The organism is Streptomyces sennicomposti, from assembly GCF_019890635.1.
In the GTDB taxonomy this organism is placed as follows: Bacteria; Actinomycetota; Actinomycetes; order Streptomycetales; family Streptomycetaceae; genus Streptomyces; species Streptomyces sennicomposti.
In genome coordinates, this window is the sequence record NZ_JAIOAB010000040.1 from 33,851 (window position 1) to 54,565 (window position 20,715).

20 protein-coding genes are annotated in these 20,715 nt (G+C 69.9%); 6 read left to right on the forward strand and 14 right to left on the reverse strand.

Translation table 11 applies throughout. The annotated features are described in order from the left end of the window. Positions 1-21 precede the first annotated feature (21 nt). The 6 genes from traA to K7787_RS21345 are packed head-to-tail and all read right to left on the reverse strand — an operon-like array spanning position 22 to position 3,081. Entirely contained in the window at positions 22-606 is a 585-nt protein-coding gene (gene traA / locus K7787_RS21320; protein WP_223002581.1) for a plasmid transfer protein TraA, read from the reverse strand. An 18-nt stretch (positions 607-624) separates the two neighbouring features. Continuing rightward, on the reverse strand, positions 625-1,125 hold the full coding sequence (locus K7787_RS21325) for a hypothetical protein (protein ID WP_223002582.1): 501 nt from the start codon (positions 1,123-1,125) through the stop codon (positions 625-627). A gap of 45 nt (positions 1,126-1,170) precedes the next feature. Continuing rightward, positions 1,171-1,509 carry an RRQRL motif-containing zinc-binding protein gene (locus K7787_RS21330; RefSeq protein ID WP_223002583.1) on the reverse strand — a complete coding sequence of 113 codons (339 nt, stop codon included), beginning with the start codon at positions 1,507-1,509 and terminating at the stop codon, positions 1,171-1,173. Next, positions 1,509-2,516 carry a DUF2637 domain-containing protein gene (locus K7787_RS21335; RefSeq protein ID WP_223002584.1) on the reverse strand — a complete coding sequence of 336 codons (1,008 nt, stop codon included), beginning with the start codon at positions 2,514-2,516 and terminating at the stop codon, positions 1,509-1,511. Before K7787_RS21335 ends, K7787_RS21330 begins: the two co-directional genes overlap by 1 nt. Beyond that, positions 2,513-2,815: a DUF6303 family protein gene (locus K7787_RS21340; RefSeq protein ID WP_308036420.1), complete on the reverse strand. Its 303-nt coding sequence runs from the start codon at positions 2,813-2,815 to the stop codon at positions 2,513-2,515. The genes K7787_RS21335 and K7787_RS21340 overlap by 4 nt, the downstream gene beginning before the upstream one ends. Beyond that, positions 2,812-3,081, reverse strand: coding sequence for a DUF6284 family protein (locus K7787_RS21345; RefSeq protein ID WP_223002585.1), 270 nt, complete (start codon positions 3,079-3,081; stop codon positions 2,812-2,814). The genes K7787_RS21340 and K7787_RS21345 overlap by 4 nt, the downstream gene beginning before the upstream one ends. A gap of 703 nt (positions 3,082-3,784) precedes the next feature. Between K7787_RS21345 and K7787_RS21350 the strand changes: the two genes are divergently transcribed. Further along, positions 3,785-4,915: a helix-turn-helix transcriptional regulator gene (locus K7787_RS21350; RefSeq protein ID WP_504740002.1), complete on the forward strand. Its 1,131-nt coding sequence runs from the start codon at positions 3,785-3,787 to the stop codon at positions 4,913-4,915. Here the strand turns inward: K7787_RS21350 and K7787_RS21355 are convergent. After that, the gene (locus K7787_RS21355) at positions 4,899-5,687 is read right to left on the reverse strand and encodes an NUDIX domain-containing protein (RefSeq protein WP_223002586.1); all 789 of its coding nucleotides are present in this window, start codon (positions 5,685-5,687) and stop codon (positions 4,899-4,901) included. The genes K7787_RS21350 and K7787_RS21355 overlap by 17 nt on opposite strands. A 64-nt stretch (positions 5,688-5,751) precedes the next feature. Then, the gene (locus K7787_RS21360; protein WP_223002587.1) at positions 5,752-7,866 is read right to left on the reverse strand and encodes a KAP family P-loop NTPase fold protein; all 2,115 of its coding nucleotides are present in this window, start codon (positions 7,864-7,866) and stop codon (positions 5,752-5,754) included. Positions 7,867-8,431: 565 nt separating this feature from the next. On the opposite strand from K7787_RS21360, the gene K7787_RS21365 reads away from it, so the two are divergent. Then, the gene (locus K7787_RS21365; protein WP_223002588.1) at positions 8,432-8,785 is read left to right on the forward strand and encodes a hypothetical protein; all 354 of its coding nucleotides are present in this window, start codon (positions 8,432-8,434) and stop codon (positions 8,783-8,785) included. A gap of 154 nt (positions 8,786-8,939) precedes the next feature. On the opposite strand, the gene K7787_RS21370 is transcribed toward K7787_RS21365, so the two are convergent. From K7787_RS21370 to K7787_RS21380, 3 genes are all read right to left on the reverse strand, one after another. Next, the gene (locus tag K7787_RS21370) at positions 8,940-9,899 is read right to left on the reverse strand and encodes a D-2-hydroxyacid dehydrogenase family protein (protein WP_009189853.1); all 960 of its coding nucleotides are present in this window, start codon (positions 9,897-9,899) and stop codon (positions 8,940-8,942) included. A 329-nt stretch (positions 9,900-10,228) separates the two neighbouring features. Beyond that, entirely contained in the window at positions 10,229-11,947 is a 1,719-nt protein-coding gene (locus tag K7787_RS21375) for a bifunctional 3'-5' exonuclease/DNA polymerase (RefSeq protein ID WP_223002589.1), read from the reverse strand. A gap of 79 nt (positions 11,948-12,026) precedes the next feature. Next, positions 12,027-12,893, reverse strand: a complete 867-nt coding sequence (locus tag K7787_RS21380) for a Clp protease N-terminal domain-containing protein (RefSeq protein WP_223002590.1) — start codon at positions 12,891-12,893, stop codon at positions 12,027-12,029. Between the two features lie 215 nt (positions 12,894-13,108). Between K7787_RS21380 and K7787_RS21385 the strand changes: the two genes are divergently transcribed. After that, positions 13,109-14,221 carry a DUF2786 domain-containing protein gene (locus tag K7787_RS21385; protein WP_223002591.1) on the forward strand — a complete coding sequence of 371 codons (1,113 nt, stop codon included), beginning with the start codon at positions 13,109-13,111 and terminating at the stop codon, positions 14,219-14,221. A gap of 474 nt (positions 14,222-14,695) precedes the next feature. Here the strand turns inward: K7787_RS21385 and K7787_RS21390 are convergent, their stop codons facing one another. Together K7787_RS21390 and K7787_RS21395 are read right to left on the reverse strand one after the other, a co-directional pair. Beyond that, positions 14,696-15,238, reverse strand: a complete 543-nt coding sequence (locus K7787_RS21390) for a DUF4232 domain-containing protein (protein ID WP_223002592.1) — start codon at positions 15,236-15,238, stop codon at positions 14,696-14,698. Between the two features lie 92 nt (positions 15,239-15,330). Next, entirely contained in the window at positions 15,331-15,858 is a 528-nt protein-coding gene (locus K7787_RS21395; protein WP_223002593.1) for a hypothetical protein, read from the reverse strand. A gap of 970 nt (positions 15,859-16,828) precedes the next feature. Between K7787_RS21395 and K7787_RS21400 the strand changes: the two genes are divergently transcribed. After that, positions 16,829-17,098 (forward strand): DUF397 domain-containing protein, encoded by a 270-nt coding sequence (locus K7787_RS21400; RefSeq protein ID WP_019982546.1) that lies wholly within the window; start codon positions 16,829-16,831, stop codon positions 17,096-17,098. Between the two features lie 344 nt (positions 17,099-17,442). On the opposite strand, the gene K7787_RS21405 is transcribed toward K7787_RS21400, so the two are convergent. Next, positions 17,443-17,925, reverse strand: coding sequence for an ATP-binding protein (locus K7787_RS21405; protein WP_009189860.1), 483 nt, complete (start codon positions 17,923-17,925; stop codon positions 17,443-17,445). Between the two features lie 341 nt (positions 17,926-18,266). Between K7787_RS21405 and K7787_RS21410 the strand changes: the two genes are divergently transcribed. Then, on the forward strand, positions 18,267-19,103 hold the full coding sequence (locus K7787_RS21410; RefSeq protein ID WP_504740003.1) for a Sco1979 family transcriptional regulator: 837 nt from the start codon (positions 18,267-18,269) through the stop codon (positions 19,101-19,103). Between the two features lie 135 nt (positions 19,104-19,238). Continuing rightward, positions 19,239-20,699 (forward strand): aldehyde dehydrogenase family protein, encoded by a 1,461-nt coding sequence (locus K7787_RS21415; RefSeq protein WP_223002594.1) that lies wholly within the window; start codon positions 19,239-19,241, stop codon positions 20,697-20,699. The last annotated feature ends 16 nt before the right edge of the window (positions 20,700-20,715 follow it).

Sequence of the window (20,715 nt, forward strand, 5' to 3'; positions counted from 1 at the left end):
CTCAACCATCTGCCAGCCCCCTTACTGCTGAGCCCAGTTGATCTGCGGGACCTGCGGCCGACGGGCACGGTGGCGCACGCGGTTGATCTCCTCCTCGTACTCCTGCTGGAAGACCGCGTAGCAGGCGGCGGCGTTCTTCGCCGCGTCCCGCAGCGCGTCCGCGGAGCGCTGCATCTTGCGCGCCACCTTCTGCGCCCGCAGGCGGGAGCCGAACGCGCGGCCCTGCGGGTCCGGCACCGCGGCCAGCACGCCCTTGAGGATCTCGGAGCCCATCGCCACCTCGATGGACAGCGTCACCGCGGCGGCGCGCAGGCTGTTGCAGTAGTTGCGCACCTGTGCCGGGGAGGTGAACTCCGGGGCGGGAAGCAGCGCTTCGGCGTGCGGACGACCGGTGCCGCCCGAGCCGCTGCCGTGGTTGTTGACGGTGCGGTTGACGTTGATGTTGATGGGCGGGGCGAAGGAACTGCCCAGCCCGCCGATGAAGCCGCCCGCGGCGGCGCCGGCGCTCGCGAACTTGTCGCTCTTGTTGCTGTTCGCATTGGTCTGCGGGCGGCTCGCCTGCCGACCCTGACGGGCCTGGCGGTTGGCGGAAGCGTTGTTTGCCATAAGACCTGTCTCCTCGGGTCAGTGCGTGCGGCGGACGATGAGCCAGGCGGTCTGCGCGGTGAGCCACGTGAGCAGCCAGAACAGCGCCAGCGGTCCGGCGAGCGGCCCGAACCCGGCGGCCAGCGCCACCCACGCGCCGGCGACGGCGGCCAGAGAGGCGAGCCCGCCTCGCCAAGCCAGAACGGCGGCGCGGGCGGGGCGACGGCGCTGCATGACCAGCAGCCACAGCAGCGGCAGGACCGCGAGCGGGGCGAGCAGCAGCCCGGACCACCAGGCGACCGCGTGCAGGATGGCGGTCAGGGGCCAGGCCAGCACGGCGAGCGTGGTCGGGGCGAGCGCGCCGCGGAACCGCCACAGCACACGGCCGAACGCGCCCAGCGCTTCGCGGATCAAGGACGGGCGCTCAGGCACGACGACCACGAACGGCTGAGCACCGCGGCGGCCACGCTGCCGCGGGATGTGGACGGTGTGGACGCTCGCGGCGGTCTTCGCGCCGCGGGCACGAATACGACTGGACACAGCAAAACTCCTCGTCGGAGCAGAAGGGGAGGGGTGCGGCGCGCGTCAGGCGGCGACTCGGCCGCCGGGATAAGCGCAGCTCACGCACGTGCCGAGCGACGGCGGGATGACGTATCCGGCGTCCTGCTCACACTGCGGGCAGGTACGGCGGGCGGCATTCGCCTTGGCGAGCGCCGCCCACCTCGCGGGCGTCATCGGCCGTACGGGCTTGGCCTGCTCGATGCGGTAGAGGTAGGCGATCAGCGGACCGCGCCGCCGGCGCGGGCGCTCCAGTTGAGCGGCCACGTCCTGACCGCCGGGCCGCAAACCGGCCGCGCGCAGCTGGCGACGGGTGGCCAACCCGTCCGGGGCGAGCCGCCACCGGTAGACCGGGATGGCGCCCATCAGCCGCTCGCGATGGCCAGCTCAGCACTGCGCGCCGCCGGGTCGCGGTGCTCGGCGTAACGGGCAGACACCCACCCCACCGACCAGCCGCACAACTCGGCCGCGGCCCGTACCGGCAGCCCGGCGCCGAACGCGGCGGCCACGATCGCCCGCGCCTCGTCCTCCGGAAGCTTGCCCGCAGCCGGCCCACGCTCCAGCAGCGCGGTCCGTTCACGCTCGGCCCGCTCCTGACGAGCTTGGCGCTCACGGCGTTCACGTTCCTCGTGCTCGCGGCGCTCTCGCTCGCGGCGTTCGGCGGCTTCCCGCTCGGCCCGCTCGCGCTCTCGCTCACGCTGTTCACGCTCGCGTTCACGGCGTTCACGCTCCTCCCGCTCCGCCTGCTCGCGGGCGGCCTGCTGCTCGCGTTCCTCGCGCCGGCGCCGCTCTTCCCGCTCTGCCTGCTCGCGGGCGAGCCGGGTTTCGTGCTCACGCTGTTCACGCGTCAGGGCCGCGGCGTGCTCGCGCTCCTCGCGGGCCTGCCGGCGGGCGGCCTCCTCTCGCTCGCGACGAGCCTCCTCGGCCCGCTCGCGCTCGGCGCGCTGCCGCTCCTCCAGTGCCGTGACGGCGGCAGCGATGGCGCGGCGGTAGGCCAACCCAGTCTCTGCGGTGACGATCAGCAGCAGCGGTGCCACCGCGTGCACGGCCACGCCGACCAGGTCCTTCTTCAGCGCGGAGTCGGCGATGTTGAGCGCGAGGGTCATCGCGCCGGTCATCCATCGCAGGGCGACGGGCCAGCGGCCACCGTGCCCTCCGAGCCGGGCCAGGACGGCGTCCAGACGGACGACGATGACGACCGCGGCATCGACCACGAGGGGCAGAATCGGCGCGGTCCAGTCCCACTCGTCCGGCGTGTGCGCCGCAGCGAGCGGGGTGACCGTGAGGATCGAATACAGCATTGCGCCGCCCACGATCAGCCACGTACCGGCCGACAAAGCGCGCTCCGCTGAACGGACATGAGCGGCGTTCACTGGCCCGCCCCTGTCCATGAACGCACCCGCGTCGCGGCGATCAGCACAACCGCCGACGCCGGGTCATCCGGCCGCTCGGTGTCCTCGGTCCAGGCCCACTCGGCACCCGGCGCCGGCTCGAACCCGAGCACCTTGAGCGCGTCCGCGCGCTCCGTGAACGTCGGCACCGGCAGCGGACGACTGAAGCAGTGCTCGGGCCACCGCTCGGTCGTGTTCAGCAGGACCACGTACAGACGCCAGCGCCCGGCGCGTACGGACATCTGCGCGGTGAACTTGCGCGGCGTCTCCTGTCCACTCACGCCGCACCGCCCGGCACGCTCATGCCGGCCGCGCGGTTGAGCAGCGCGACGCGGGCGGCCAGCGCCCGGCGGCGGGCGCGGCGGATGCGGCGGGCGTCCAGCTCGGTCGGGGTGCGGTCGAGAGTGACGATGTGCGCGTCGAGCAGTTCGACGTCCGCGAGGATGACGGGCATCTCCGCCTCGACCGCGTCCAGCTCCGCAGCCGTCGGCTCGATCCAGTCCGCGAACGCCGTAACAGCGTCCTGAACAGTGACGATGTCGTTCATGGGTCGTGGTTCCTCTCGCAGGGGAACGGCCCGAACGCGGTCCCCGGGGTGCCACCCGGGGGCCGCTCGCCGTTGGAGTCGGAACATCCGGCTCCCCGCGCTCCCGCCCGTACGGCCCCGCGCAGTGCGCGATCCGGACGGACGGGAGAGGCAGCCGGCCGCAGCGTCAGCGCTGCGGTTCAGGAACGGACCGAACTACCTCGCAGGCGCCGCCGGCCGGTCCATCACGGCGGCGCCCAAAGCATTCGCTGAAGCATCGGAGATCTCCTGTCGCTCGGCGGAAGGGGGAAAACACACTGCAAGGGGGCCTAAAGCCCCACCCTCCGGCCGTTGCTCGCGGTCACCGGGCCACCTCGCCAGTCGGGTCGAAGCCCTGTCCCCTGGCCTTGCCGGGCGGTCTTGCAGCGTCCTCCGCCCTGTACCGACCGCGCCGTTGAGGCTCGCTCGGTGCGCACCAGCGACCGGCCGTGAGGCTGTAACTGGTGCGCACCAGTAGATTGCATCTGGTGCGCACCAGAGTCAAGGTGTCTCGCCAATTCGAGTGACGATCGCCCTCCGCTGTGCATCTCCAGGAGACCGTTCGAGGCGGGGGAGTGGTAGCCAACAGGACTTAACTCCCGTCTGGTTAACCCCTGTTGACCTGCACTGACGTGCGGCATGCTGGGAGGGTCAGTTGACAGGAACGATCGCCGGACGGTGGCCTGTGAGCACAGGACTTCGAAGCGCGCGAACGGCGCGCGGCTGGTCGCAGGAGCGACTGGTTCGCGAGATCGAGCAGTACGCCCGGCGGCACATCACCGATGTCGCATCCACCGCGAGTCTGCGGGTGTACGTGTCCGAGTGGGAGAACGGCAAGCGCAAGATCTCAGACCACTACGCGGCGATCCTGCGTCAGCTTCTCGGCGTCACAGATGCTGAGCTGAGGGACGCGCCGGCGATCACCTCGATGCCGGTCACGGACGGATACGACGATCTTCTCAGCCGGATCGACTCGGCCAGCAGCGTGAGTGAGCCCATGGTCAAGGCGTTCAACGACCAAACGGAGCTGCTCCGCACGATGGACCGACAGTTGGGCGCCGCCCACCTGATCGACCAGATGACGGGCCACCTGTCCGCGCTCGAAGACGCTCTGAACTTCGCCGTGCTCCCCAACGCCCGCCGGCCGGTGGCGCTGGCACTGGCTGGTGCCTCGACACTGGCGGCGTGGCAGGCCATCGACGCGGGCGCGGTCGAGCGTGCTTGGCGGCACTACGAGTTGGCGAAGCGGGCGGCGCGCGACGCAGAGGCGCCGATGTACCTCGCGCACGCCATGGGGGAGCAGGCGTACGTGCTGTGCGAGGCGGGCCGGCCGGCGCTGGGGTTGGAACTGATCCGCGACGCTCAGCGGGTACTAGGCCGCGGTGGCTCACCGCGGCTGTGGGCGTGGCTCCACGCGGCTGAGGCAGAGCTGTGCGCGCACGCCGGCCTGCCGGACGAGGCCAGGCAGGCTCTGGACGCGGCCATGGGGCAGATCCCCTCAGGGCCAGAGGACCGGGATCCCGACATGCTGAGCATCTTCCTGAACGGCGCCCACCTCACTCGATGGCGCGGCAACGTCCTCAGCCTGCTGGGTGACGACGACGCCGTGACCGACCTGTACGCCGCTCTGGAAGTGGTTGACCCGACGTTCGTACGGGCGCGGGCGGGGATGCACGCGGACCTGGCCCACGCACACCTCACCCGAGCGGAATACGACGACGCGAACACCCACCTGCGTCAAGCGCGGCTACTGGCGAGCCGCACTGGTTCGGTGCGGCAGCGCCGTCGCATCGACCTTCTCAGCGCCCGGTTGTGACCCCAGGCCCGCGCCGGCTCGCCAGGATGTGCAACAGGGCAACGAGGGTGCCCGACCCCATCAGCTCACCGCGAGCCATCAGCCCAGGAACGTCGGCGAGGGGAACCCACTCGATGTGCCCGGCTTCCTCAAGATCAGTGGGCTCGCCGACCTTCTCGGCCCCGTGACCTACGAAGATCTCGTGGGGCGAGTCCACCATGCCCACCATCGGCTGGTAGGTCACCACGTGCTCCAGCGACTTCGGCCGCCAGCCGGTTTCCTCGACTACTTCGCGTAGGGCTGTGTCCGCCGGGTCCTCGCCCTCGTCAACGATGCCGCCGGGGAGCTCCCAGCCGAACTGCTGGGGGACGAATCGGTACCGCCACATCATGAGCACGCGGTCCTGATCGTCCAGGACCGCGGTCACCGCCACGTGGTGCAGCCTCACCACGTGGTGCTCGAACGGCTCCATACCAGGCGGCTGCACGTCCCAGAGCTGAAGCTTGACCCACCGGTTGTCGTACAGGTCCCGCTCACCATGGATGCGCCACGGCTCCAGCCCCTCCGGCCGTTCGACGCTCACCGCACCCGGGACCCGGTACGAACTGCGCCCCCGTACCTCCAGCGCTCCCTCAGCGACGAGACGAGCGAGCACTTGCCGAAGCGCTGTCCGGCCGATGCCCAGCTCTTCGACCAGCGTGCGCTCCGAAGGGAGCTTGTCCCCGGGGGCGTACTCGCCGGTCGCGAGACGCTCACGTAGCGTTTCATAAACCTTGGTTGTCTTAGGCCCCATTTTATTTTCATCTCCGCTCTGGTCGCGCTGATAGCAAGTGGTGGGCATCAATCCCGCGTGCTCACTAGTCGTTGCCAGGCATATGTGGGGCACTATCACGGCGATGTCGCAGAAAGCTTAGCGCCAACAAGCGTCGATTGTCGATCGTATCGCTATAGTGATGCCTCAGGACTGGTTCGTCTGTTGCATCGATAGCATCCGCCAATTCGCGATAGAAATATTCCAGGCCGATCACTTCGTCGAGGATTTCGAAGCTCAGGTCTGCAAGAGTTTCCACTTGACCGCTGGTTGCCACAGAGATATTGCGAGCGGCGAAGTCAAGAGCGGTCCACGGGCCGTCTACAAGCGCGCTCTTTAGTCTAGGATCAGTGACGCCTTTCCCTGCAATGGCTCGCCAGTGGAAGACATGCCTGAAGTCGTGAGTGGATACAGTCGCAAGATCGCGCGTGAGCAACTTTCCAACGCGCTCTTCCAGTACGCGTGATGTGTAGAGGAGAAGCGTATCGAAGTTAGAGCTTGGCTCTTCCTTGAGTCGTTGAACAGCGTTGGAAGCAAGTATTGCGCCGAAGGGAAAAGCGTTCATTGCGTTGATTGTGTCTTCGACTTTCTCGACGGCGATTTCGGACAGTGCTAGTTGGGCCGTCTGCTCCAAATTGATCATCGGGCTGCCGTCAACTGAGAAGAATTCATGGAGCGTGCTCGCATAAATATCTGCAAGGTGAGGCAACAGCTGAGCAGCAGCCTCTCGATTGCCAGGAAGGCAACGGCGTAGTTTACGGCAAGCCCTGGCGGTGTTGGATTTGAGGGCCACAAGGATGGCTCTAATTCCTTCTGCGTCGGGCGATTCATTCATGCCTTGGATCAGGTTCTCCAGCGCAGTGTCGGGGATGTCACCACCGGGAACGCCGAAAGCGAAGTAGCGCTCGAAGTAATCTCGGTCACCGATACCGCGGCGCTGTGCGGTGACTTCGCGTACCTGGGAAGAAGAGAGTTCTGGCCTCAGGTTAGGGAACAGGGAGGTCAATAGCTCGTACAGGCCCGAGAGATCGGACGGGTTAACATGTGCACTCAGCAGCAATTCATGCCATCGCGCTTCCCTTTCTGCGGCACCCTCTTTTCGGATTTTGATATACGCTTGAAGCTCGCCCATGATTTCCGCACGCCAAGGACCGGTCAGATTCTTGTAAACCTCTGGTTCGAAGGTCCTGATGAATGTAATCAAGGAAAAATCGATAAAGTTAACCTCCTTGTTTAGCGTCTCGTACAAGGCGTCAATTTGTGCGAAGTAGCGATTGATTGCCCGAGGGGTCGTGAGGGTGTTGCTCATGTAGCCCCTGTAAGCTCTGCTGAATAGTTCGTTGTCCTCTTCGCTGGCCTCGATCTCATATCTGCCCATGACTTCCGCCATGGCGGAATTAATTAGTTCTGCTTTCTGCTCGGGGCGCATTGCCGGCACATCAAGTCGCACCTGGATGATCTTTTCCATATAGTCGCGGGCGCGCGTTCTGTTGCCAGATGCAATATTGGTCTGTTGGACAAGATCCAAAAGAGTCTTCTCGTCATATGCGAGTAGGTAGTAGACGTTTGGGAGGCGACCGACGAGTCGTACCAGTTTGAAAACCATGAGAAGCTCATCGGGAGTCAACCTATCCAAGTCGTCCATTACGAATAGGATCGGTTTTTCCAGCCCCTTGAGTGCTTCCTCGGCTTTTTCCTTGAGTGCGTTTGCGCTCGTATCGCCAGCAATCTTTTTGCCAAGGGCCTCTAGAGCGGAACTCGCATCCACCCCTACCAATCCGTTGACTTTCCCTGCCGGAGAAATGGCTGTGAAGAAGTTTCCTACGTGCTCTCTGCTGCGCTTCCACTTGTTCCCTGATGGAAGGGCTTCACGGAGAGCGACAAAGAACCCAAGCTGAAGCGAATCTACATCGCTGTAGAGCCACGGGTTGAGGTCAACGACGATCCATGGATCGGGGTCGTGCTCCTTGAGCCCTTCGACAATCATGGAGAGCGCAGTTGACTTTCCTGCACCCCAAGGTGCGATCAGTCCGGCCACACTGCTCTCGCTCTGCCGCCGGACCTCCCGGAGGGCTCGCACTGCGCGCTCTGCGAACTGCCGACGCTCAAGTGTGTCGGTCTGCGGGTCGGGCGCATCACGGAAGTAGAAACGCTGGCTCATGCGCAGAGGGTAACGGCGTCCTTGGCTGGGTGTCTGGTTCGTCGCGAGAGTAGACAGCTGCGGAAGGCTGCTGAGGCGCCATGATCGGGTCGGCTTAGTGGCGGAGCAGACCTGGGTGACGAGGGGTGCGGCAGGGCTCGGTTGCCCGTGTGGACGGATAGCGAACCGACCGACTCAGGTGTCCCCTGTGTACCTGGAAGCGCGAGCCTTAGGAAGGCGTGGTCTCAGCGGTGGGCTCGATTACCGCTCATTCCATATCCGTCCGCAACTGTCCGTGAAGGACTGCTTCCTTGTGTTGACCAGGCGCGAAGCCCCCCTCCTGGACGCCTGCGGATGCGCCCGGACCAAGATCGGACAACTCGTAATGCGTAGGTCTCGGGTTCGAATCCCGAAAGCGGCTCCACTGCGAAGACCAGCTAGGAATGTTCCTGGCTGGTCTTTCGTCGTTCTGCGGGCACGGTTACGACGCCGGGCGCGCGGGTGGCCGAGCTGTACGTGGCCGTGGAGGTGGCGGACGCGGCGTTCGGGCGGGTGGAGGAACTCGTTCGAGGGCTAGGTTGGGTGCGTGGACGAGGATGCGATCACCATCAGACTCACGCGCGATCAGGCGTTCGTCCTGTCGGACTGGCTGTACCAGGTCATGTTCCGGTCCGACGACCTGCAAGGCATCGTGCACGACCGAGCCGTATGGTCGCCGATCTACTCGATCTCAGGGACGCTGGACAAAGCGCTGAGTGAGGTGTTCATGCCCGACTACGGTCCGCGGCTCGAAGCGGCCAAGGAGCGCCTCCGCGCGGACCTCTACGGCGAAGCCGACCGTTCGGCCGCGTCGGGTGAGGACGCGGCTGCCACGGCGCAAGTGGACCGGATCGAGCGCGGGACGACGGGGGACCACGGGGAGAGCGGCCGTGGTCGATGAGACCTCGTGCCGGAAAGCCGCCCAACTCGGTTGCTTGGATTTCGGTGTTGAATGCGGAAGCCGCTTGACTGCGAAGACCAGCTAGGGACATTCCTAGCTGGTCTTTCGGCGTTCAGTGGGCCGGTGGGCAGCTGGAGGGGCCCGGCCCGTGGGGTCAGGGCAGGACGCGGGTCGGGGTGCCGGTGAGGTAGGCGGTGATGGCTTCTACCGCTTGGCCGTAGTAGCGCTCGTAGTTGGCTCGGGAGACGTAGCCGAGGTGAGGGGTGGCCAGGAGGCGGGGGGCCGTGCGCATCGGGTGGTCGGCGGGGAGGGGTTCCGTGTCGAAGACGTCGATGCCCGCGCCGGCGATGCGGCCCTCGCGCAGCGCGGTGAGCAGCGCGTCCTGATCCACGATCGCCGCGCGGGAGGTGTTGATCAGGTAGGCCGTGGGCTGGAGGAGGGCCAGTTCGGCGGCGCCGATCAGGCCCCGGGTGCGGTCGCCGAGGGCCAGGTGGATCGAGACGAAGTCCGAGGTCGCGAGCAGGTCCTCCTTCGTGGGGGCCAGGGTGACTCCGGCCTCGTCCGTCCGGTCCTTCGTGAGGTTGTGGCTCCAGGCCGTGACCTCCATGCCGAAGGCCAGGCCCACCTTGGCCATCCGGCTGCCGATCCTGCCGAGTCCCAGCACACCCAGGCGGCGGCCGTGCAGATCGGCGCCCACGGTGGACTGCCAGGGGCCGCCGGCGCGCAGCGCGTTGTTCTCCTGGACGATCCCGCGGGCCAGGCCGAGCAGCAGGGCCCAGGTCAGTTCCACCGGCGGGGTGCCCGCGCTCTCCGTGCCGCACACGGTCACGCCGTTCGCCCGCGCGGCGGCATAGTCGATCACCGAGTTGCGCATGCCGGAGGCGATCAGCAGCTTCAGCCGGGGGAGGCGGTCCAGGAGCGAGGCCGGGAACGGCACCCGTTCGCGCAGGGTCACGACGATGTCGGCGTCCGCGATCGCCGCCGCCAGCGCGTCCTCGGTCGTGAAGTGTTCGTCGTACGTGACCACTTCGACCCGGTCGCTCAGCGGTGACCAGTCGGCGAAGGTGGTCGCGGCGTTCTGGAAGTCGTCCAGTACCGCGCAGCGCAGTCGCATGCCGGGGCTCCCCCTCGGTCGGGATCCCCCGGTTCCGGCCGGATCGCGCGGGGCCAGGGGATCGGTCGGTGTTGTCGGTGCTGTGTCTCTCCTGTCTGTTCGATCTTCTCTCCGGCTCGGGGCGGGCGGTCCTCCAGGGGGCGACTTCACCAGGGGGCCAGGGGGCCAGGGGGCCAGCGGGCCAGGGGCGACTTCACCAGGGGGGCAGGGGCCAGGGGGCGCCTTCGCCAGAGGGTGCCTCGTGTGACTGCGTCGTCCGGTGTGCTCCTTCGCCGCCCGGGGAGGCGGCGGCGACGCGGGGGAGGTGGCCGTTCGCGGGTGATTCGGCGTCAGGTGGCGTCCGCGTAGCACTCCACCACCGCCGTCGTGAACGGGAACCGCACCGGAGTGTCGCCGAACGTCAGCCGGCCGGCCAGTTCCGCGGCCTCCCGGATCGCCTCCACCACCGTGTCGGCCTCCTCCTTCGGACAGTGCACGATCACCTCGTCGTGCTGGAAGAAGACCAGTTCGGCCGCCATGTCCCGGCAGGTGCGGCGCAGCGCGGCGAGCAGCAGCAGGGCCCAGTCGGCGGCGCTGCCCTGGACGACGAAGTTGCGGGCGAAACGGCCGCGGGCGCGCGCGTCGGAGGAGGCGTACCCCGGCAGCCAGCCGCGGTCGCCGTTCGTACGGTCGCCGCTTCCGCCGCCGGGCCGCTCGGCCGGGTCGTCCTGGGGGAGGCCCGCCTCCTGGGTCGCGTCCTCGGAGTTCGCGGCGGCCGGCGGGCAGGTCCGGCCGAGCCAGGTCCGGACGAGCCGGCCCTCCTCGCCGGCCCGGGCGGCCTCGTCGACGTAGGCCACCGCGCGCGGGAAGCGGCGTCTGAGCGCGGCGAGGTTCTTCAGGCCGTCGCCCGAGGTCTGGCCGTAGACCGCGCCGAGCACGGCCAGTTTGGCCTGGGCGCGGTCCCCGGCGAAGGCGCGGTCGGAGACCGACTGGTACAGGTCGGAGGTGCGGCCGGCCACCTCCATCAGGCCGGGGTCGCGGGAGATCGCCGCCAGCACGCGCGGCTCCATCTGGTCGGCGTCGGCCACCACCAGCCGCCAGCCGGGATCGGCGACCACGGCCCGGCGGATGACCTTGGGGATCTGCAGCGCGCCCCCGCCGTTGGTCACCCAGCGGCCGGTGACGGTGCCGCCCGCCAGGAACTCCGGCCGGAACCGCCCCTCCCGCACCCAGTCCTGGAGCCACGACCAGCCGTGCGCCACCCAGATCCGGTACAGCCGCTTGTACTCGAGCAGGGGCTCGACGGCCGGGTGGTCGACGGACCGCAGCTCCCAGCGGCGGGTGGAGCGGACCTTGACGCCGGCGCGGGCGAACGCCTTGACGACCTCGGCGGGCAGGTCGGGCCGCACCCGGTGGCCGAAGGCCACGGACACCTCGTCGGCCAGCTCGGCCAGGCGCCGGGGCTCGCCGCCGCCCGCGTAGCGCTCGCCGAGCAGATCGTGCAGCACCTGGCGGTGCACGTCCGCGCGCCAGGGCAGGCCCGCGCGGTTCATCTCGGCCGCCACCAGCATGCCCGCCGACTCGGCCGCGGTCAGCAGCCGCATACGGTCGGGGTGCGCGGTCCGGTCGTGCCGCCGCTGCTGCTCGGCGTGGACCGCGATCAGGTCCTCCAGGGGCAGGTGGACGCCCTCCGGTTCGAACAGGGGGGACTGCGCGCCCGGTTCGGCGGGCCGCTGCGGCGGATCCGGCGGTACGGGTCCGCCGCGCAGCCTGGCCAGCGCGGCGGCGGCCGAACGGGGCTCGCCATGGTGTCCCTCGTGGCCGAGCAGCAGGGTCTCGGCGTCCTCGATGTCGTAGCACCGCTCCACGCGCACCCCGGCGGCGAGGAGCCGGGGGTAGATCTCGGCGGTGGACCGCCACACCCAGCGTGTGACGTGGGGCCGGTTGCGGACGGCCCCGGCCAGGTCCGGTTCGCGGCGCACCGGCCCGGCGGGCAGCCCGTCCGGACCGAGGGGGGCGACCTCCGCGCCACCCCCCTCGGTCGGCGCCAGCGCCCACCGGTCGGTCATGCGGTCGAGTGTCGCAGGGGGGTCTGACAGTGCGGGTGAGCTGCGGGTTCGGTTGTCCGTTGCCCGGCCGCCGCCCGGGTCAGGAGGCGCCGTCCTCAGCGGCGCCGTCGCCCGCCGCTTCGTTCTCCGCCGTTCCGTCGCCCGCCGTTCCGTCACCCGCCTGTCCGGGACGGGGCGGGCCGGGCTGCGTGTCTTCCTGCTCGGCGGGGGCCTTCTCCTGCTGCTTGGTGTCGAGGAACTCCGCGAGCGTCGTCACCACGAACTCCTCGGTGCGGTCCTTGCCGATGCCGAGGCCGCTCAGGACGCCCTCGCCGTTCTCCAGCTCCAGCAGGGCCAGCAGCATGTGCTCGGTGCCGATGTAGTTGTGGCCTAGACGCAGGGCCTCGCGGAAGGTCAGCTCCAGGGCCTTCTTGGCGGCGGGGCCGTACGGGACCAGCTCGGGGGCGTCGGCGACGGCCGGCGGGAGCGCGGCGGTCGCGGCCTCGCGGATCGTCTCCAGCGGCACGCCCTGGTGCTGTACGGCCTTCGCGGCCAGCGCCTCCGGCTCGGTGAGCAGCCCGAGGATCAGGTGCGCGGGCAGTCCTTCGGCGTTGCGGGCGGCCTTGGCGGCGTCGTGGGCGGCCATCAGCACCTTGCGCGCGCGGGGCGTGTAGCGGCTGAAGCCCTGGCTGGGGTCGAGATCGTTGGACTCCTTGGGCACGAACCGCTTCTGCGCGGCCTGCCGGGTGACGCCCATGCTCCTGCCGATGTCGGTCCAGGAGGCGCCGGAGCGTCGTGCCTGGTCCACGAAGTGCCCGATGAGGTGGTCGGCGACCTCGCCGAGGTGCTCCCCGGCGAGGACGGCGTCCTGCAGCTGCTCGAGCGGTTCCTGGTGGACCTTCTTGATCGCCGAGATGAGGTCGTCGAGGCGGACGGACGACCTGATGGCGGGGTTCGGGTTCGTCATAGCGCAACCGTAGGTTGACAGTGAAGGGGTGTCAACCCGTGGTTGACAGTCGGGTGCGGGGTCGCCGCATTGCCCGCTGCCTCTCCGGCCGCTTCGTCCGTCGCTTCGGCTGTCGGCCGCCCTCGCTTCGCCTGCTGGGGCGTCGTACGTCCGCTCGCCGAAAGTTATCCACAGGGTGTGGACGGTGATTCCGGGCGACATGGCAGGATCGGGCCGTGACCACGTCCAGCACTGTCGACCGCGCCTTCGCGGCCGCCCTCTACGCCGCCACCGACGACGCCCTCGACGCCGGCGCCTCGATGCTCGCAGCCGATCCCGCGGCGGACGCCGAACTCGCGCGCCGCGGCGAGGAGTTCGTCGCGGCGGCCTGGCAGCGGGGGTGGCAGCCCGGCGATCTCGTACGGTTCGTCCGGCGCGAACTCGGCGACGGCCACGTCCGGATCGTCGCCGCCCTCGTCCGCGCGCAGGCGCCGCACGACCGGCCGCGCGGCCGGCGCTGGGCCGCGCAGCTCGCCGAGCTGACCACCGAGGAGGCGCCCGCCGGCGACCGCTTCTCGTACGCCACCGCCGTGCTGGAGCTGTACCGCCTGCTGCTGCGGCTGCCCACCCTCGAAACGCTGGACGACCTCGCCGCGCCCGGCGCTCCTGCCGCCAAGGGCGACGCGCGGCTGCTCGGCCGGATACGGGCGCTGCTCGCCAAGGCGGAGGCGACCGGGTTCCCGGAGGAGGCGGAGGCGCTGAGCGCCAAGGCGCAGGAGCTGATGGCCCGGCACAGCATCGACGAGGCGCTGCTCGCCGCGCGGGCGCCGGCGCCCGACGCGCCCGGCGCCTGCCGGATCGGTGTCGAACCGCCGTACGAGCAGGCCAAGGCCGTGCTGCTGGACGCCGTCGCCACCGCCAACCACTGCCGGGCCGTGTGGAACGAACCCCTCGGCTTCTCCACCGTCGTCGGCTTCGAGGCCGATCTGGAGGTGGTCGAACTGCTGTACACCTCACTCCTTGTCCAGGCCACCACCGCGATGACCCGTGCCGAGGCCGCGCAGCGCGCGGGCGGACGCAAGCGGACCAAGACCTTCCGGCAGTCCTTCCTCGCCGCCTACGCCCATCGCATCGGCACGCGCCTCGCGGCCGTCGCCGAGCGCCAGGTCACCGAGGATCTGCTCCCCGTCCTGGCGAGCCGGGACGTGGCGGTCACCGACCGGCTGGACCGGATGTTCCCGGACACGACCACCACCCGCCTGCGCGGGGTGAGCGACGCGGCGGGCTGGACGGAGGGCGCGGAGGCGGCGGACCGTGCGCAGATGAGACACCGGCCGCGGCTGGGCTGAGCCGGGACGCAGGCTCCGCCGCCGGGTTCCGCACGGCCCGACCGCCAGGGTTCCCTACGGCCCCGGTGCCAGGGTTCCCTGCGGCCCCGGCGCGGGGGTGCCGCACGACTCCGGCGCGGGGGTTTCGCCGTGCGGCGGCCTGCGTGGTGCCGGGGGAGTCCGTCGCCTCGGCCTCGCAGCGCCGAGGAGCCCACCGCGTGCCTCGGCTTCGTCGCGCCGAGGAGCCCACCGTGTGCGTCGGCCTCGCAGCGCCGAGGAGTCCACCCACCGCGTGCGTCGGCTGACGCTGCGGTGCGCCGCGCACCGGCTCGGCAGCGCTGGGGGCTCCGCCCCGTGTCGGTCCTGTCAGGCGCGGGGCTTCGCCGTGGCCGGGTGACGCTGCGCTGGGCTCCGCCGCGTACGGGACGGAGCCGTGCCTTCGGCTGCGCCTCCGCGTCCGCAGGGCTGCGACGCCGGCGTGAGGCCCCGCGTCTCTCAGTCCCCGGCCTGCTGGAACGCCGTCACCGAGGCGTCCGGGTGGGCCGCGTCGCTCTTGCCCTGGACCGGGCCGTAGGACCACGCGAAGCTCTGGGCGTCCGACGCCCCCGGCAGCGCGATCTTCAGCGAGGTCGCCGCCAGGCTCTTCGCGTCGCCCGCCTTGCCGCGGACGTACGTCAGGGTGAAGGACGCGGTGTCGCCCTTGGCGAGCGTCAGCTTCTGCGCCTGCCCCGCCTCGTCGGCCGGCACGGTCGCCGTGCTGCTCCCGGCGGCCAGGGTGAGGCCGGGGAAGCCGTCCAGGGTGCACTGGGCGCCCTGGTTGGTCAGCGTCACCGGGACGTTGCCGGTGTCCCCGGCGGCCGGCGCGGCGTTGGCGGGGCCGACCTGGAGGCCGACCTCGCCGATCCGGCAGGCGGTGCTGTCGGTGTTCTTGCTCCCGGTGTCGGCGCCGGTGGCCTTGCCGTCGCTGCCGCCGCTGTCGCAGGCGGTCAGGAGGAGGGCCGCGGCGAGGGCGGTGACGGTGATCGGAATGGCGCGCATGAGGTGGTTCCTTGGGTCGTGACGATGCTCAAGGATCATCACGTACGAGGGTGCGGCGCGGTTGCCCGCCCCGCCATCGGGCTCCGGAACGCTCAGGAGCCGAGACTCGCCGTGGGGAGCCCCGAGGGTATCGCCCCGCCCTCCGCCCGCGTGTAGGTCTCCGTGCCGAGTCCACCCTCCCAGGTAACGCGGAGAGTGGTCTTGTTGACGGAGTCCACCGTGCCCGTCGTACGCGCCTTGCACGCGGAGAGGCGCAGCACATGCTTGCCGCCCTCCTCGGCCGCGCTTCCCGCGCAGGTGGTCCGGTCGGTGGAGAAGAGCGCCGCCTTGCCGCCGTTGACGATCAGGACCACCTCCTTGCCCCCGGTGGTGGCCAGCCAACTGCCGCTCAGCGCCGCGCCCTTCGCGCTCCCGTCGGACCCGGCGCCCCCGCTCGCGGACGCGGACCCGGTCGCGCTGGGCGCGGTGGAGCCGTCGGGACCGGAGCCGGACGCCGCGCCGGACCCCGAGTGCGCGCCGGCGGGGGAGTCCGAGCCCCCGCCGCTGTCGCACGCGGTCAGCGCGAGCGCCCCGACCAGGCCGGCCGCCGCGATCCGCCCCGCCCGCCGGACGGCCGCCACCCCCGGCGCGCTCCGCGCCCCTGCCGTGCTCAGCGTCCTCGTCGCGCCCGCCGTCCTCGTCGCGTCCGCCGTCCTCGGCGCGTCCGTCGCTTTCGTCGCCCTCGTCGCCCTCGTCACTGGAACCCCCAAGCACCCCGAGCTGGAACCGGCCGTCCGGCGACCGGTACGAACGCAGCAAGTTACCAGTGGTTACGCCCGACTCGGGAGGCCCGCGAGCCACGCGCCCAGGGCTCGCGAACCACGCGTCCGGGGTCTGCCCGGCCACGCGCCCGGAACCCGCAGTCCACGCGCCCAGAACCCGCAGTCCACACGTCCAGAACCCGCAGTCCACGCGTCCGAGGCCCGCAGGCCCCGAGCACGGAAGGCCGGCGAACCACGGCCGAGGGCCGGCCGACCACCCCCAGGAGCCCGCCGACCACCCCCAGGAGCCCGCTGACCACCCCCAGGAGACCTACGGACCACCTGCCGCAAGACGCCCGCACCCCTTGTGGGAGGCTTCCAGACGTCCGCCGACGGTCGCTCGCGACCGTTGCAGATGCATCCCCGCAACCACGCCCCGCCGAACTCGCCCTACTGCCCGCCTACTTCGCACTCCCGTCGGCCGACCCCCGGCGTTCGGCCGACGAAACCGCTTCCCGCCGCCCGCCACCGGTATCCGCCCCCGGCCCCGAACAACCCGTTCCGCAACTGCCCGGCCGACGCCGGAACAGGTGAGGGGCCGCTTGCGTCTCTCTCTAGTGCACGCGGCGTGCGTACGGCGGGCGTTCACTCGCACAGGCATGGCCGACGCGTTCGGGGGCAGGCGCAGGAAACGGCTTCGGTAAAGCGCTCGTCAAAGCTGTAACCGCCGAGACACTCCGCGTGCACGTGCATCTGCTCATGCAGCTGCACATGAACAAGGTTATGATCCGGGTCAGTTGATCGATGCATCAATGGCCACATCAGCCAGTGCACCACCGGGGAGCGACCTGTGAACCACGACGTCGAGGGCGTGTACGGGGAGTGCGACGTGCACAACGGCATGGCTGCCACGCAGTTGCACGGAGTGGCCTGGCAGAAGAGCAGACACAGCAACTCGCAGGGTTCCTGCGTGGAGTTCGCGCGGCTGCCGGGCGGTGACGTGGCGGTGCGGAACTCGCGGTTCCCCGACGGGCCCGCACTGGTCTACACGCGCGCCGAGATCGAGGCGATGCTGCTGGGCGTCAAGGACGGGGAGTTCGACCACCTCGTCGCGGGCTGAGCAGAATCGGTTCGCCGCCGCCCGGGTGCCGAGAAGCCCCTCCGCCCCGGAGCGAGAGCGACCGGTCCGCCGAGAGGCGGCCACCCGCCCCCGGCGTCGACGCGCCGCCGAACCACCGCCGCAGTCCCGCCGGTTCGCTCACGTACACACGGCGAGGCACCCGTTACGCCCCCTCGCAGCACCCATACGCACGGCCGCACGGCCGAAGCAGCCGTACGCCCACCGCGGCACCCATACACAGGCGAAGCCCCCGTCCACACCCCCCGCAGTCCCCATACACACGGTGAACCACCCGCCGCGCACAGTGACGCGCGTAGATCCTCAACGTGCAAGGGTGTGCGGCATCAGTCGGCGGGGTGGAGGCGGAACAGGGCCCAGACGACCTTGCCACCGAGCCCGCCGGCCATCGGGTGCCAGCCCCAGCTGTCGCTGAAGGAGTCGACGAGGAAGAGCCCCCGGCCCGACTCGGCGGAGAAGTCCTCGGTGTCCTCGCGCGCCACCGGGCTGTCCTGGCTGGGGTCGCGCACCGCGCACACGAGCCGCTCGGTCCAGTGCATCAGATGCAGCCGCACCGCCGAGCCCTGCTCGCCCGCCCGTACCGCCGTCGCGGCCGGCAGCGCGTGCCGCAGGGCGTTGGTGACGAGTTCGGAGACCACGAGGCAGACGTCGTCGAAACGCTCGCCCAGCTCCCACCGGTCCAGCGTCCCGCGGGTGAACCGCCTGGCCTCGCGCACGGCTTCGTACCGCGCGGGCAGGGCGCAGGAGGCGGCGTCCGACACGGCCGCGGGGTCCAGCGGGGGAAGGCCCTGCCGTAACGGCTGGAGCATGGTCGATCCATTCGTTGCCATGCGAGGCACTCCCGATAATCCGCGGTCGTTGCGATGCAGCGGTGGTGCGGGACCATGGTTTCGGATGCGCACAGCAGATGCAAGGGCAGATGCACGTGCACGTGACCGAATTGGACCCTCACGTACCGCTTGTTGGCCATTTTTTCCGCCATCCCCGCGTCCGTCTCATGCCTCCTTCTTGCCGTGGGCTGCACGATTTCTGCGATCTCTTTCCGTTTCCGTAATCGGGCGAGTACAGCTCGAAGTGATTTAGTGGCAGACTGCGGCGCCTAGGACGGTTGGGGAGGCTGGCGAACGTGAGCGCGGGAGAGCCCGGATCGGTGGTGCGGCGGATGCTGCTCGGCTCGCAACTCAGGAGACTGCGGGAGTCGCGGGGGATCACGCGGGAGGCGGCGGGGTACTCGATCCGCGCCTCGGAGTCGAAGATCAGCCGGATGGAACTGGGCCGGGTGAGCTTCAAGACCCGGGACGTGGAAGACCTGCTGACCCTGTACGGCATCACGGACGAGGCGGAGCGCACCTCGCTCCTCTCGCTCGCCAAGGAGGCCAACGTCGCGGGCTGGTGGCACAGCTACTCCGACGTCCTGCCGAGCTGGTTCCCCACCTATGTGGGCCTGGAAGGCGCGGCGTCGCTGATCCGCGTCTACGAAGTCCAGTTCGTGCACGGCCTGTTGCAGACCGAGGAGTACGCCCGCGCGGTGGTCCGGCGGGGCATGCGCGGCGCGAGCGAGGCCGACGTGGAGCGGCGGGTGGCGCTGCGCCTGGAACGGCAGAAGTACCTCGTCGCCGAGAACGCCCCGGAGCTGCACATCGTCCTGGACGAGGCCGCCCTGCGCCGCCCCTACGGCGACCGCCAGGTGATGCGCGGCCAGCTCCAGCACCTGATCGAGATCTCCGAGCGGCCCAACGTGCGGCTGCAGGTCATGCCGTTCAGCTTCGGCGGGCACGCGGGCGAGTCCGGCGCCTTCACGATACTCAGCTTCCCCGAGTCCGATCTGTCGGACGTGGTCTACCTGGAGCAGCTGACCAGCGCGCTCTACCTGGACAAGGCCGAGGACGTCGCCCAGTACGAGAAGGCGCTCAAGGAACTCCAGAGCGACAGCCCCGGCCCCGACGAGAGCCGCGACCTGCTGCGCGGCCTCCTCCAGCTCTCGTAACAGCCCCGCCGGCTCCCGGCCCGCCGGCGCTCCGGCCCGCCCGGCTGCCGGTGGCATATGCGTCTCAACTCCCGGACCGCGCGCGTACGATGACGTCCCATCAGACAGTGCGAGCCTGGGATACGAGGGATCACCATGTCGTCCTACTTCACCGACCTGGCCCAGCAGTACATCGACGGCGAGTGGCGTCCCGGCAGCGGGTCCTGGGACATCATCGACTTCAACCCGTACGACGGCGAGAAGCTGGCCTCGATCACCATAGCCACGGTCGACGAGGTCGATCAGGCCTACCGCAGCGCCGAGCGCGCGCAGAAGCAGTGGGCCGCCACCAACCCCTACACCCGCCGCGCGGTGTTCGAGAAGGCGCTGCGGCTGGTCGAGGAGCGCGAGCGGGAGATCACCGAGGTGATCATCGCCGAGCTGGGCGGCACCCACCTCAAGGCGGCCTTCGAACTGCACCTGGTCAAGGAGTTCCTGCGCGAGGCGGTGCATCTGGCGCTGGCCCCCGAGGGGAAGATCCTGCCCTCCCCGACCGACGGCAAGGAGAACCGCGTCTACCGTGTCCCGGTCGGCGTCGTGGGAGTGATCAGCCCCTTCAACTTCCCCTTCCTGCTGTCCGTCAAGTCGGTCGCGCCGGCGCTCGCGCTCGGCAACGGCGTGGTGCTCAAGCCGCACCAGAACACGCCGATCGCGGGCGGTTCCCTGGTGGCGAGGATCTTCGAGGACGCGGGGCTGCCGGGCGGTCTGCTCAACGTCGTCATCACGGACATCGCCGAGATCGGCGACGCCTTCATCGAGCACCCCGTGCCCAAGGTCATCTCCTTCACCGGCTCCGACACGGTCGGCCGGCACGTGGCCACCGTCTGCGCGTCCCACTTCAAGCGCTCGGTGCTGGAGCTGGGCGGCAACAGCGCGATCGTGGTCCTGGACGACGCCGACCTCGACTACGCGGTCGACGCGGCCGTCTTCAGCCGCTACGTGCACCAGGGCCAGGTCTGCATGGCCGCGAACCGGGTCCTGGTGGACCGGTCCGTCGCGGCGGAGTTCACCGAGAAGTTCGTCGCCAAGGTCGCCTCGCTGAAGGCCGGCGACCCGCGCGACCCGCAGACGGTCATCGGCCCGGTGATCAACTCCGCCCAGGCGAACGCGATCTCGGGCGCGGTGGAGCAGGCGATCAGCGAGGGCGCGACCGCCCTGCTGCGCGGCGCCGTCACCGACAACCTGGTCGAGCCGTCGGTGCTGACGGACGTGCCCGCCGGCTCCGCGCTGCTCCAGCAGGAGATCTTCGGCCCGGTCGCCTTCCTCGTGCCGTTCGACGGCGAGGAGGAGGCGGTCCGTATCGTCAACGACAGCCCGTACGGCCTCAGCGGGGCCGTGCACACGGCGGACATCGAGCGCGGTGTCGCCTTCGCCAAGCGGATCGACACCGGCATGTTCCACGTGAACGACGGCACGGTCCACGACGAGCCGCTGGTCCCGTTCGGCGGCGAGAAGCACTCCGGCATCGGCCGGCTCAACGGGGAGACGACCGTGGACGCCTTCACCACGATCAAGTGGATCTCGGTGCAGCACGGCCGCAGCGGCTTCCCGTTCTGACCCGTCCCGCCTGACC